Source organism: Pseudomonas sp. 3B-A001-10F (assembly GCF_056313565.1).
Window position 1 is genome coordinate 32,812 of record NZ_JBQYFW010000025.1, and the last position, 13,934, is coordinate 46,745.

Here is a 13,934-nt window from a genome sequence, read left to right on the forward strand (position 1 = left end):
CACACTGCGGGCTTTTTTATGCCTGAGTAATCTGCCCGCCTGTGCTGCAGAGAACTCCGGAGCTCATTCAGCTGTGTCGGGTGACAATAAGGTTATGTTCGTGAGTGGGGAGAGGCTCGTTGGTGCCCAGCAAAAAAACGATTCTGTTGGTGTGCAAATGCACCATCAACTCGTCTTTGACCTGTACGTCCATGTTGTCGACAAAGACTCTTTTCTTCAGCCAGGCAACTGGATCAGGGAGAAAAACAGTGTTGTTTTGAATCCTGTCCATGAACAGGATGAAAACAGGATCAACCCCCGTTCGCTTGATCAATAAGGCATTCCCCTGGTTGGCGCCGAAATCATGGGCAATGGAGTAGCCGTGTGCGCTAAGAAGATCTTTGAACAGTGTTCGCGTTGTTCGGCGACCCCTTTGGTGTTGCGAGCCGGAGAACAGTTTCGGGTTGAAGTCGATTCTTCGCAGACCTTCAGCGGAAGGTAGCGGCATACGCATGTAGCCATTTACGTCAGTCGCAAGCGGCGAGAGGAGCATCAGCGGGTCGCTCAAGTCTTGACGAGCGACTCTGTTATCGCCCGTGAAAATAGAGCGATTTTCCCAGTACTTGAACGTCTCGAACAATGCACTGATCCCGGACCCTGTTATTTTCTCGGAGTGATTGGCTCGATTGAACATCTCCCGTGCGGCTTTACTTGCAGAGTGATCGGAAAGATAGGGGAACTGATCGCTGACATATTGAGTCAGGCTTTTCTCAAATGGCCGACTCTCCACGATTCTCCATGCCTGACTGCCATGCCCCGTATTGCCCTCCCACTTCACCGCCGCCCTGGGTTGCAACTCAGGATTGCTCAGCAGCAACTGTTCGAAAGCATCGAAACGAGTAGCAGAAAACTGTGGCGGCTTGATGAAGGCAAAGGCGTCAATGGCGTGGCTCGGCTGGTCAAGTATCGCAAAGTGCTTGCCGCCGATTTCGATGGAGTCGCCGGCTGACGGTTTCGTCGTGGTTCCCCAGCCTTTCCATAATTCACTGATGCCCATGAGTACGAAGGGATTGAGAGGATCACTGTCTTCTGGCAGTCGAGGGCGTTTACTTGGGCTCGGGCCGGGCTTTTCTGACCGGGGCAGGGCACGGGAACTGCCTGCTTGTGGAGCTTGTTGTGTATCTGTAGTCGTCTGCAATTTACGGCGCCAGACGAATTGCCCGGGAATCTGCTCGAACGCTATATCCGGCACATTGATCGTTGTTGCTGAAGCCAGTTTGTATTCGCCTTGTTCGTTCCTGCGAACCAGGACGGTTCCTTCGGCGATATCGACATAGGTTTTCCCACGCGGCCCTTTGCGAATACCGTCCAGGGACTCCCGCGCTGCAGGCAGAAGGGTCGCCAGGTGCGGGTCGACGAGGATGATCGCTTGTAGTGGTTCGGCAGTCCGTGGCTGCGCAGACAGACTCCTCTGTCTGGAGTGAGCCGCGTACCACTGTGCCTCGATGCGCCAACGTGACTGGCCGTGGATTTTTTTCAGAATGGGCGGTGTCACGCCCGGAGCCGCGGGCCAGGGAATCTGGTAGTGACCGGCGGTGTTGAGTTCAACCCGGTAATGCCGGCCGTCTTCCAGGAGCGCGTAAATCTGGCCGCCCGGGGCCACGAATAACCCGTCGACGGATTTGTGCGGCTGTAGAAGAGCGGCTTGTAATACCGGCAGGGATATCTCGGCCAGTCTGGCATTGGTTTCGGTGAGCAGCGGATCCGTTATGTAACTCACCACCACGCGTGGGGCGCCTGCCATTTCACTGCCAGACGTACCGGCAGTGGAAGTGTCGGGCAGTTGTTTCGTACCTGGCGCAAAAATGTCAGAACCCTGAGTGTTTTTGAGGCTGCCATTGCCAGCGGCAGATCTGTTGATCGCCGAGGTGTCGGGCGAAGCAGGGCGGACTGTAGTCTTTGTGGGTTTGGTCATTGAAGTGTCTCTAAGCTGTTCATGTTTTTTGGCTGACAGTCCTGCGCGGTTATTGGTCTTTGAAAATGAACAGCGTTGTCTGCCCCAGAACATCTGTTTGGGTGCCGCCGAGCAGGTAGCTGATCTTTTTTTCTGTGCGGTAAGTCGACAAAGGCTTTGGTTCGCTGCTGGATGTTTGCAGCACGACTTCATTGTTCTCAAAACGCTCAGGCTGAAATCGCTGCAAGCGCCCGTCGTTAACAGGTGGCAGTTTCAGTACGAACACGTGATCGATTTTCTCGCGGTGAAACAACAATTCGTTTTCCGCAAGCGTGTTTGTCGGGTTGCTCACCACGTAACCGTCATCCTCCAGAATCTGCCTGAACAGCCTGCGCAGATTGGCCGCAGTGGGCGTCGTGGCGTACTCGTTCCAGTGGCGAGAGAAGCGCCCGGGATCAAAATCCAGGCGCATCAGGCCTTCACCCAGCGAAGCAGGAATCGCCAGGGTGGGTTCCGGTCCGGACAGAGGGCGCAACATGAGGAGCGGGTCGGCCAGCTCTCGACTCGGTGCTCTGCGCCGATCCCTGTTGGCCCAGTAACCAAACACCTGGTTCATCAGCGCCAGACCAGGGGCAATGATGATTTCCGATCGGTTCGCCTGATTGAACATGGCCCGGGCGAGTGAATTGACGGATTGATCCGACAAGTATTTGAAGGTTCTGGCGATGTACCGGGTGATCGGCATCTCGAAGGGCACGACACTGTCGAGGACCGTCCATTGGTGGTTTTGTTTAACCGCCCACTTGGGCTGCAGCGACGGGTTGTCCCGCAGCATGTATTCGAAAGCGTCATACAGGGCGGGCGAGAACAACGGATGCTGCAGGTAGACCAGTCGCGGGTTGGCATTCAGGTCTTGTTGCATCACCCGGTAATACTGCCCGTCGATCTCGATATGCTGACCCAACGCTGGTCGGACACGGTGTCCCCAGTTTCGCCATAAACCGAAACTCAAGTTGATCGCGTCAGGGTTGTCCGAGAGCAGGCTTTCGGTCAGCGCCCGGGTGGCGTCTGTCCCTTCTTCCTGATGCGGGCGTTTGCTGGGGCCGGCCATGGGGTCCGACGTCTCGGTCGAGGTTTTGCGTTTGTCCTGCGGCGGGCGTTGTGCAGGCAAATCGGTTGGCCCGGTCTTGCGGCGCCACAGTCGCGTCCCGGGAATCTGTTCGAACAATAGAGCGGATACTTCGCGCGCCGTCGCGGAGGTCTGCTGAAAGTGACCGTTGGCGTTTTTACGCACCATGACGGTTCCTTCTGCGGTATCGATATAGGTTTTTCGGTGCTTGTCGTAGCGAACGCCGTCCGGTGTTTGCAGGCGGGGGGAGAGCAGGGCGGCGGCATCGGGGGCGAGGTAGATCGGCTGTTCCCCGGGGTTACGTTCAGCGGCTGCAGCTGGCCCGTCATTGTCTGGGTTGTGCGCCAGCCAACTGGGTCGTTCGAAGGTCCAGACTGGCTGGCGCTCGGTTTTGATCAGGAAAGGACCCGCCAGATGCGGAGTGAAGTTGAAGGGAATCCGGAAGCGGCCATCGTGATGGATTTCGACCAGCAGATGCCCCGCATTTTCAACATGGGCGTACAGTTTTCCCTCCGGGCTGGTGAACAATCCGCTGTCGGGATCCAGCCGTTGTAGCAGGTGCACTTGATCGGCAGGCCAACTGATGGCGCGCAGAGCGGCCGCTACCGACACGGGGTAGACGGCAGATGCCTCGTGGACCTGCACTGGCTGTTGACGCCCGGAATTGCTCGGCAGGTCTGCAGAGGATTGCGTGGTTTCGCCGGGGATTCTGGGGACAATGCCAGCGGCATTTGGATGTGTGTCAGGCGCAATAACACCGGCCACACGCTTTGGTGGTTTGACCATTAACTGAATCTCTTGATTTGGATTGTGGGTGTGCAGGTGTCCGGACTTGCGGGCGTACCGTTCAGGCGTTCAGCAGCGGCTCAGCCCTCTCTCACAATGAACAGCGTCGGGTAATCAGCGGATATGGGTTGTATACCCCCCACCAGATGGATGGCTTCGGTGTGAGCCAAGTGGCTCTCCAGCATCTGTTTTTGCGACACGCTGAGCCTCGTCAGATAGGCGGGGTCGATGAGTTCGGTACCTGCGGGTGTGGTGCGAGTAACCTGATTGCCAGCGATGGGTGGCAGCTTCAACACGAATAGAGCGGCAACGCCTGGGCGGTAAAAAATCAATGCACCTTCACTGAGTCGGTGCGTGGTCGGATTAATGCTGTAGCCGTTGTGTTGCAGGATGGTCGCCATCAATCCGCGCAGGTTTCCTGGCGTCGGCGCTGCTGCATAGGAGGCCCACTCCTGAGGAAACCGTTGTGGGTCGAAATCCAGGCGCTGTAATACGGCTGAGTTGTGCGCAGGCAGTGTGAGCAAGCGGCCGCCTGCCAGATGGCCGGGCGATGTCGGCAGTTTTGGCAGCATCATCAAAGGGTCCGCCAGTCCGTGTAGCGGGGGCTCGTGATTCACCCTGTCCAGCCAGTGGCGGAAGGTCAGCGCCATCGCCGAAAGTCCATGGGCGTTGATGCCCTGAGGCAGTGAAAGCCGATCGAATACCGCCCGCGCGAGGTTGCTGGTCGCCTGCTCGGACAGATAGTTGCAGGCGGCGGAAACATATTGAGTGGCGGACATTTCGAACGGTGGAGCGTTGTCCAGAACCTTCCATTGGCCTTCGCGTTTCAGTGCCCATTTCGGTTGGCGCGAAGGCTCGTGACGCAGCATGTTTTCGAACGCGTCATAGCGGTCCGGTGCAAATCCCGGGTGTTGCAAATAGACCAGTTCGGTATCGGCACTGACACCTTGCGTGACGATCCGAAAGTGTTGCCCGTCGATCTCTATCGACTCGCCTGAATCGGGTTTTGTGGACTTCCCCCAGTTTCTCCACTGACCGGCGGAAAGATCCAGGGCGACGCCCGGCTGAGCTAACAGATGTTCGACCAGCGTGCTGGCACCGGTCGCAACATGGCTCTGTTCGTCCAGGCGTTGGCGCTTGCTCGGGCCGGGTACGGCATCGGGCATTTCGGTGGACAGTGGATTGATTGCGGCTGGGTCGCCTTGCTGCGGCGTGTCGATTTCACGCCAGAGTTTTGTCCCCGGAATCTGTTCCACTCTTTGTCCCGTCGGGGTTGATTCCCCGGCATGTGTCTGTCGCCAGCCTTCTGCAGTTTTGCTCACCATGACCATGCCGCCGAGCATTTCGACGTAGGATTTCTTGCGTTTGTCGTAGCGAAACCCTTCTTCAGTGCCTGGTTGCAGCTTCAGTCGGGTGGCCGATTCGGGGTCGATATAGACCGGATGCGCTGGCCTTTCGCTGCTGGAAGCACCGGCCAGCGCAGACGGTCCGGTTTCGATGGATTGCTGCCTCACCCAATCAGAGGTTCGCGCTTCGCTCAATTGGCGATGCCGGGTGAACGGACGACCGACGATGACGCTGGGGCGGTCGGCGGGCGCTTCTGGCAATGCGTGTGATGAAGTGGCTTCGGTGTGGGGAGTGGAATGACCCGGTTCACCGGGAAGTGCTGCCAGTGGAACAGGTAAAGGATTGGTTGCTCGGCCAGACGCCTCCGGTGACGCCGTGCGAGGAATTTTCCTGGGTGGTTTTGCCATGGACTTGCTCCGATGAATCGCTGATCAGTGATGCGGCCGGATATTCGGGAAGCGGATTCGATGTGCAATTGCGCGGCATCGTGTTTGCCCGACCCATTGGCTTCAAAGGCGTGATGTTCGGCAAAAACTCGCCACGGCGTGCGGTATATATGTATGGCGATGAGGGCAATTGCTGCAGGGTGTTTCGAGGCGTTCGAAAGTCATGCCGACTCGCGCCGGCAGGGCCGGTGCGAGTCGTAGCGGGATCTCAGCGCTCCCTGAGCACGAACACCGAGTCCGGAGTCGACTCAACCTTCAATACGCCCCCGATGAGCCAGACCACTTTGTTTTCCATGGTCGCGGTGGCCAGGGCGTGAAACGCCTCGTTGCCTATCCTGGCCGGCAGGCTGGGTTCTGCCAGTTCATTGCCCGGGGTGTGGGACAGGCCGACATGATCCACCACACCCAGTTTCATGAAATAAATCCGCTCACTGGTTCCGCGTCTGAATACCAGCGTTGGCATGCGGTGTTCGTATGTCAGGGGAAATATGTCATAGCCGCTGCGAACCAACAGGGCGCCAAGCAGGCGTCTGAGGTTCAGATCGGTCGGGTAGGTTTTGTAGTGGTTCCACTCGACGGGAAAATGCTTGGGATCGAAGCTGAGTCGTTGCAGTTCGCCGTCGACCTGGGAAGGCATACGGATGAGTTTTTTACCGCGAAAATCGGTGGAAGGTGCCACTGCTAGCATGTTCAGCGGGTCGGCATACGCAGGTGCGGTGGGAAATGGCCGTTGTTTCCACTGATGCAGGACTGCCTGAATGTTGACCAGCCCGGTGCCGGTAATCATCGGTGTGTTGTCCGCGAGTTCGAACAGCCTTCTGGCGACGGCCCGTGCCGTGTCATCAGAGAAATCAGGGAATGTCTTGGCTACCGACTGCGAGATCGGTTCATCGAAGAAACGTTTTCCAGGGTGTATTTCTCCCGGATCGTTACCGATGCGAAATGTTGCAACAGGCTGCATCGAGGGCGCCGTACGGAGCATTTGTTCAAACGCATCGAAGTGTGTTGGCACAAAGTCAGGATGTTGCACAAAGAAGACTTTGGGGTTAGGGGTGGAACCCTTCGGCACCACCGGATAATGAAACCAGCCGAGCTGCACCGACTCCACCTGCGCTGGTTTGTTCAGATAGCCCCAGGGTAGCCAGAAAAACGGTGTTTGCTCGGCTGGAGCGCTGGTACCGAAGGTTATTGGTGCTAGTGGTTGTTCGGGGACGTTGACCCGCGCGCGTTTGCTTGGGCCGGGTTGCGGTTCGTCTGCTTCGGCCATTGGCCGCGACCTGCCTGCAGCGGGATGGTCGGGGGTTGGCAAGTGCGGATGCTTGCGGCGCCAGAGCACCGTTCCGGGAATCTGTTGAAAAAATACACCGGGCAAGTCTCTGCTTGTTGCCGAGGTCAGTTGATATTCACCTTGCTGGTTTTTCCGAACCATGACTGTGCCGTCTGCGGTATCGACGAAGGTATGTTTGAGTTTGTTGTATCGGAGTCCCCCCGTTGAGAGTTCTGCTCTGGTCAGCGTTTTTGCGTCATCAGGCGCAAGGTAGGTGAGGGACGGTGGCGTGGCAGGGGTGTCGGGGCGAGACGGTGTTGATTGCCAGCCGGGGCGCTGGATGTGCCAGCTGGCCTGGCCCTCAATCCTGGTCAGTACCGGGCCGGGAACACCCGGTGCAAAGGTCAGCGGAACGTAATAGTTGCCTTGCAGATCCCGTTCGACGACAAACCGGCCTTCGTTGCCGATTTGCGCGTAGGTTCGTTGATCCGGGCCGGTGAACAGCCCCGTGTTTTCTCCGCTTGGTATCAGCTCGTGCAATCGATCCTGTGGCCAGGCGATTGCACTGCGGGCGGCACGGTAGGTATCGGGCATATCACTGACGATGACGGCGGGCGGGCGAGTGGTGGCGATACCGGGAGGTCCCGTGGTCGAGTCGACGCCTGGCAGCGCTGGGGCAGGCAGGTTTGCAGTGACGCGAGTCCCCGAGCCTGGCTGTGCAGGTCTGGTTGTAACAGGGGTATCTGCTGCCACTGTCACAGGAACTTTTTTGGGTGGTTTGGCCATGTGAAGTTACTCGTTGAGTGATGATGCGCGGGCACGTAAGTGCCTCAGCGCATTTTTCAGGCGCACTCGTCCGCATCCCTGTGGAGATGTTCGGTTACTGCACTTCGGAGTGCGCACGCGGTTATCGGTTTTTGACGGGTGTGTGGCGCGTCAAGCAGGGGGAACAGTCATCAACGGCGGCTGTGCAAAGAGGGTGAGGTCTTGATGGCTGCACCGATTGACCACTTGCAGTGCTGAGTATTCAACGCGAGATTTGTCTCTGCGCAGGATCCAGCCGTGTGCGGGAAAGTTGTAGCTCAGTGCCTCGGGACGATTGTCGGCGAGCACGATGTTTCTCACTTTGATCTCTTGATTGGCCATTGCTGCAAGGGCCTCGGGCAAGTCTTTTGCCGGGTCGGGGTCTTCAAAGAAGCGGGCATCCAGACCATCCAGGTAAACCCTGTCGAAAGAAAGATCGACGGTATGGACAACCCCTTTCTCGGTAATGACACGGACCTGATCGATCAGGTCTTCGCTTTCGTACTCGGGCAAATGAATAATGCAGGTGCCGATGTGCAGCTGGTTATTTTCCAGCCTGATCTCGACCTTGCCGAGTTTCGTCGCGTCGAGGTCCCAGGTGGAAGAGTAAGGCAGTCTGGCAGGGGCGTTCGCGAGTGCTCCCGGGGTAGACAATCTGATCGCTATATCGGCAACCAGATGAATCAGGTAGGTGGAACCAGTACCTTCAAGATTCTGGATCGAAGTTTGCTCGGGGTAGGAAAAAAGCGAACCGCATCCCGCCCTGTCGAATTTGAAGGGTTTGGTTTCAGGTAACTCAAAAGGCGTCTGATCTGTGCGCCGTGGCAGTGGTAGTGAGAGCTGCGTCGTCCAAGTATCAAAATCATTCGGATTATGGCTTTCAAGGGGGCAAACATCGGTTTCCGGTGTCAGCTGCAAATTGACCGTGACGCCACCTTTAAAAATGAGCACAACCCGGTAGTTGGGACGTGCGGCCATGGTTCGCAAGATCCTGATCATGTTTCTGGGGTCAAATCCACCTTCCGCATAGGCGAACAAGCCAAATTTCAGTGTGTTTTGGCCGAAGTGATAAATCAGGTCGCATCCCGCAAAAAGTTCTCCATTTGACTTCTTCTCTCCCGAGGTAAAGTGCGCTTCAACCTGTGTCAGTTCGCTGATGTCGTAATCAAGATGCAGACGAACCACCGCTTCAGCACGTTTCACCAACCGGAGTGTCGTGTTTTTCCTGGACCTTGGCAGGTAGTAACTCGCATCACGCTGATGATCGATCAGGCACTCGGGAGCGTGGAGGATAAGCGGTCTTTCGGGTGTTCCTTTTTTTACAACGACGACTTCGATTTCGAAGTTGTGGCCATTTTCGATGCTGTCGGGCAGGTCGGGGGCGTCAGGCAGTTTTAACGAGTAGCCGTCGCCGGTCATGAACGTGAATTTATTATTCTGCAATACGAAGTTGTTTGCGTCTTTCTTATACAGGCCTTGAATGATCACGACACTTTTCGGGTCGTCCGCAAATGCGAACCGGGAACTGATGATCAGCGCGCCATTCTCGATTGCCCAGCTTTCGATCAGTTCGTATTTCCAGTTGAGCAGAACAATACTTTCTTCTGTGCCGTCTTCGATGATGGCAATACGGCCTGGTTTGTGGTCAATGATGTATTCGTCAATGCCAGCCTCACCGGAGGCTTTTGCTCCGGGATACGTCAGATGGATTTGATCATTTCCGGGCCCCGCATTGATGGTGTCCTGGCCGCGCGAATTAATGATGTTGCGTTTATCCGAACCGGTCACAACACTGATGGCCCCGCTGACCGTTTCAACATTCTCGATACTTTCCAGAAGGCTGTGGAGAGTATATTTTTCACCCTCTTCGGCAGACGGATCGGTTGCGATTACCTGCAGGGTTTGGGCCAGCAGATCGACGTCATAGCCTTTTCTATCGGTGCGGCGGGTGTAATTGCTTCCAGCCAGAACAAGCGTGTCGTTGCCTGCGCCGCCTTTCAATGTTGAATACTCAGAAATCTGGGCATCCTGTACAAGCAGATCCCCTGCACCCTCGAACACGAAGCGGTCATCTTTCTCACCCCCGGTCAGCTGTTTTTTTCCCGATCGGTAGTGAAAGCTGTTGGGTTTGTTTTCAACGCCCTTGATTGAGTCCTGGCCCTCGCTGATGAACCAGAGAATGCCCTTGTTTTCGCCAACCGTACCCAACTCTGCACCAGGCGTATCCTTGGAAACCCCGTTGCGGGCGTCAATGATGTCATCGCCTCCCTTGATCTCGGGAACCTGGATCGTTTCCCAACTGTCTCGTTTGGTCCACCAGTTACGCTTGCGCACTCGGGAGGGTTTGAGGTGGACTTCAAACTTGCCATTAACGATGGCTTCGGTTGTGTCCTTTAGTTGCCCATCCAACAGTTTTCTGGCTGTTTCTTTCAATTGTTTCGCGTGTTGGAGCCTGGTTTTTGCCAGCAGATAGCGGTTTTGCACGGCCTGGTCAGGGTCCATCATGCAGAACGAAAACCAGCCTGTGCGCCAGCGCTCGTCCAGCGTCAGTTCGATGTAGTCATCAATGTCGTCGACCACGCGTACCGCGCCATAAATTTGCGATCCGATGGCCAGGATTGCTCCAGCTGCAAGCCCGACCGGGCCTGCAAATGAAAAGCCTGCCAACGCTGCCGCACCGAGGATGACCGTCATGGCCGCGCTGGTAATACTCAATCCAGCGCTCACGTAATGGTCCATGGCTTCTTTTCCGACGGCATTTTCAGCGGCATTGATCGATCTGACAGCGGTGAAGATATCGAACGGCAATGTCAGTGCGCCGCCGATCAAACCGCCGGAGCGACCCAGCCTCAGGGCAAACCGGGTTTTGGCAAAATCCATCAGGGCGCCTTGCCCGGCCGAGAGCATATTCGACGCAATTTTGCTGACGGCGATGTCAACAACGATGGAACCCACTTCAGTACCAATACCCAAGCTGTTGATGGCGACTTCGGTGGTGTTGTTTGCTTTGATAGCATCCACCACACCGCGTAAACCCATGAATATGCCGAAAGCCTGGATGCCGACACTCGAACCGAGCGCGGCGTAACTTTTCGCCAGGGACACCCAGCGAGGATTATGTTTGGGCAGGTTTGCGTGATACAGATCCAGTTTCTGTGCAGAATCCAGTAGTTTTACCAATTTGCTACGGTAGTTACCTTCGTCTGTAGAGACTTGCGAACTTTCTCTTATCAGATGAGGGGCCGTCAGTGGGCGTTCGCTGGCCATTTCGAAAAGCAGTGTCGTCAACAAATAACTGTCCTTGCCTTTTGACGATTTCATATGGTGTTCAATGTCGACAGCACTGAACTGCAACGCGTTGATGAAAGATCGCTTGGGTACCCGGAAAAAGGTGCTTTTGCCGCTCAGTGGCTGGCCGTCAAACGTTGCGCCCAAGGCATCAAGTGACACTCGTGTTATTGAAATATTGCCGATTTGCAGCGGGCCGAATACGGAGTCGACTATTTTCAATTGATCGACTTTGCTTTTTACTTTGATGCTGGTTGTTTCATCAGTTTCGGGTTTGAAGTCAATGGTCGAAAGATGATGTTCATTGCTCTCGAAACGCATGTCGGCGATGACGACGGCGTCGGTGATTTCTGCAGTTTCCAATGACGCTTTACGTATCAGGGTGGCCATGTGAACTTCCTTGTTCTGGCGGGTTTTTATTTATTTGAGTCGTGATAGTACGGTCGCCTTTTGAACGATGTACATCAACGGGTTGTTGCTGTGTATTGCGCTTGAGGGATGCAGTTGTGGCGGCGGGGAGATGTCGCGAGCAACACGAGCGGTCGCTGCGAATGCCATCCCTGACTTGAGTTTTTCAAGTCAGGGATGGCTACAGTAAATAAAAAGTTTGTGATCCAAATGTCTCAGTGACTGCTGAGCAACGATGCCGCGCCGGCGCCTCCGAACAAGCCGGCACTGATCCGGTTGAACCAGCTCTGTCCTTTGCCACTGCGCAAGTAACGCGCTGCGCCGTGGGCTCCGAGTCCGTAGGCCAGCTTGCACAGCAGATCCAGCAGAGTCCAGGTGGCGATCATCACCAGCAACTGCGGCAGGAAGGGCTGTTCGGCGCTGAGGAATTGCGGCAGGAAAGCGGCGAAGAACAGGATGTCTTTCGGGTTGCTGGCGCCCAGTACAAAGGCGCGCCCGAACAACGCGCGAAACCGTGGAACGGCGGCAGCTTGTGGCACGACGGCGCCGACCGATGGCTGGCGCGATTGCTGCCAGCTCTGCCAGGCCAGATAGAACAGATAGAGTCCGCCGACGATTTTCAGGGCGCTGAACAGTTGCTCCGATGCCAGCAACAAGGCACCCAGCCCCAACGCCGAAGCACTGAGCAGGCAGATAGAGGCGAATACGCCACCGAGAAATGCCGGATAAGAACGGCGCAACCCATAATTCAGACTGTTGCTGATCATCAACAACGACAGTGGCCCCGGAATCAGGATCACCACCAATGCAGCGCCGCTGAACAGCAGCCAGGTTTCCAGAGTCATCACTTTCCTCCTTTTTTTGTTGTACTCAAGAATGTGCAAAAGCCCCACCCGATTGGGTGAGGCTGTGTTGAAGCTTGAACCGCGTGACGCTTACAAGAAGATGAACTTGGCGATGAAGATCGCGCAGAGCACCCACAGGCTCACGGAAATTTCCTTGTACTTGCCGGTACCGGCCTTCAACGCCACGTAGGTGATGAAGCCCAGCGCGATGCCGTCGGCGACCGAAAAGGTCAGTGGCATCATGATCGCGGTGACGATGGCCGGGATGGCGTCAGTGGCTTCGTCCCATTCGATGTGGGCCATGCCGCCCATCATCAGCATCGCCACATAGATCAGTGCACCGGCGGTGGCGTAAGCGGGAATCATGCCGGCCAGCGGTGCGAAGAACATCGCCGCTATAAATAGCACACCTACGGTGACTGCGGTAAGACCAGTCCGACCACCAGCGGCTACGCCAGCGGCACTTTCTACGTAACTGGTGACTGGCGGAACACCGACCACGGCACCGAACACGCTGGACGCACTGTCGGCTTTCATCGCGCGGGAGAGGTTTTCGATACGGCCGTCAGCATTCACCAGATTGGCGCGCTGGGCGACGCCCATCAGCGTGCCGGCGGTGTCGAACATGTGCACAAAGAGAAAGGCCAGTACCACGCTGATCATGCTGACGTTAAACACGCCGGCGACGTTCATGGCCATGAAGGTCGGAGCCAGACTTGGCGGGGTCGACATGATCCCTTCGTAGTGCACGATGCCCAGGCCCCAACCGGCCAGGGTCACGGTGATGATGCTGATGAGGATTGCGCCGAAGACTCGGTGGTAGCTGAGGATCGCGATCATCAGAAAGCAGATGGCCGCGAGCAGTGGGCCGGGTTCGCGCAGGGAGCCGAGTTTGATCAGTGTGGCCGGGCTATCGACGACGATACCCGCGGTTTTCAGGCCGATCAGGCCAAGAAACAGACCGACACCGGCACCCATCGCAAAGCGCAGGCTGACTGGAATGCTGTTCAGCAGCCACTCGCGAATCCGCGAGAAAGTCAGGATCATGAACAGCACACCGGAGACGAACACCGCACCCAGTGCAGTTTCCCAGTTGTAGCCCATGGTGCCGACCACGGTGTAGGTGAAGAAGGCGTTGAGGCCCATGCCCGGCGCCAGACCCACTGGCCAGTTGGCGTACAGGCCCATCAACAGGCAGCCCAGCGCGGCGGCGATACAGGTGGCGACGAAGGCTGCACCATGGTCGATCCCGGCATCGGCCATGATGTTCGGGTTGACGAAGATGATGTAAGCCATGGTGATGAAGGTTGTCAGACCGGCAATCAGCTCGGTCTTCACCGTGGTGCCATGCAAGCTGAGTTTAAACAGACGTTCCAGCAGGCCACTGCGTAATGGCGGCGAGAGGTCCAGCGTCGATGCTTCGGATTTGCGGCTTTCCACAGCGAGTACTCCTCAAGAGTTTTATTGTTATTTCCAGGGCCGGACCCATGAGGGGTGGCAGCGGCCCTTTGAGGCATACGCGAATTTGTTGACCATGCGGTCAGGAACTCGCACGCTGTGGATTATGCTTTTGTGTACAAATAAAGCAAATATTGTTTTTGGTTTTGTTTACGAAAGTTCCGTCGATAGCGATATATCGCCTGCACTGGCCCCTTTGCGAGCAGGCTCGCTCCCACGTTTG

General features: G+C 56.3%; 7 protein-coding genes. All 7 read right to left on the minus strand.

The genetic code is table 11. The annotated features are described in order from the left end of the window. Window positions 1-67: 67 nt before the first annotated feature. The 7 genes from AC0ZWN_RS20760 to AC0ZWN_RS20790 all read right to left on the minus strand — a co-directional run bounded on the left by AC0ZWN_RS20760 (window position 68) and on the right by AC0ZWN_RS20790 (window position 13,693). Complete coding sequence (locus tag AC0ZWN_RS20760) at window positions 68-1,954, minus strand: hypothetical protein (protein WP_476336330.1); 1,887 nt, start codon at window positions 1,952-1,954, stop codon at window positions 68-70. Between the two features lie 49 nt (window positions 1,955-2,003). Continuing rightward, window positions 2,004-3,848 (minus strand): response regulator, encoded by a 1,845-nt coding sequence (locus AC0ZWN_RS20765; protein ID WP_476336331.1) that lies wholly within the window; start codon window positions 3,846-3,848, stop codon window positions 2,004-2,006. Between the two features lie 80 nt (window positions 3,849-3,928). Next, window positions 3,929-5,602, minus strand: coding sequence for a hypothetical protein (locus AC0ZWN_RS20770; protein WP_476336332.1), 1,674 nt, complete (start codon window positions 5,600-5,602; stop codon window positions 3,929-3,931). 247 nt (window positions 5,603-5,849) lie between these two features. Next, window positions 5,850-7,694 carry a hypothetical protein gene (locus tag AC0ZWN_RS20775; protein ID WP_476336333.1) on the minus strand — a complete coding sequence of 615 codons (1,845 nt, stop codon included), beginning with the start codon at window positions 7,692-7,694 and terminating at the stop codon, window positions 5,850-5,852. 150 nt (window positions 7,695-7,844) lie between these two features. After that, window positions 7,845-11,390, minus strand: coding sequence for a calcium-binding protein (locus AC0ZWN_RS20780; RefSeq protein ID WP_476336334.1), 3,546 nt, complete (start codon window positions 11,388-11,390; stop codon window positions 7,845-7,847). A 233-nt stretch (window positions 11,391-11,623) separates the two neighbouring features. Then, the gene (locus AC0ZWN_RS20785; RefSeq protein WP_476336336.1) at window positions 11,624-12,253 is read right to left on the minus strand and encodes a LysE family translocator; all 630 of its coding nucleotides are present in this window, start codon (window positions 12,251-12,253) and stop codon (window positions 11,624-11,626) included. A gap of 90 nt (window positions 12,254-12,343) precedes the next feature. Further along, on the minus strand, window positions 12,344-13,693 hold the full coding sequence (locus tag AC0ZWN_RS20790) for an NCS2 family permease (RefSeq protein WP_007914003.1): 1,350 nt from the start codon (window positions 13,691-13,693) through the stop codon (window positions 12,344-12,346). Window positions 13,694-13,934: the final 241 nt, after the last annotated feature.

Excerpts from the sequence above, each read along its gene's own strand:
- AC0ZWN_RS20760 (WP_476336330.1), bottom strand. The coding sequence starts at position 1,954 with ATGACCAAACCCACAAAGACTACAGTCCGCCCTGCTTCGCCCGACACC.
- AC0ZWN_RS20775 (WP_476336333.1), bottom strand. The coding sequence starts at position 7,694 with ATGGCCAAACCACCCAAAAAAGTTCCTGTGACAGTGGCAGCAGATACC.
- AC0ZWN_RS20780 (WP_476336334.1), bottom strand. The coding sequence starts at position 11,390 with ATGGCCACCCTGATACGTAAAGCGTCATTGGAAACTGCAGAAATCACC.
- AC0ZWN_RS20770 (WP_476336332.1), bottom strand. The coding sequence starts at position 5,602 with ATGGCAAAACCACCCAGGAAAATTCCTCGCACGGCGTCACCGGAGGCG.
- AC0ZWN_RS20785 (WP_476336336.1), bottom strand. The coding sequence starts at position 12,253 with ATGACTCTGGAAACCTGGCTGCTGTTCAGCGGCGCTGCATTGGTGGTG.
- AC0ZWN_RS20765 (WP_476336331.1), bottom strand. The coding sequence starts at position 3,848 with ATGGTCAAACCACCAAAGCGTGTGGCCGGTGTTATTGCGCCTGACACA.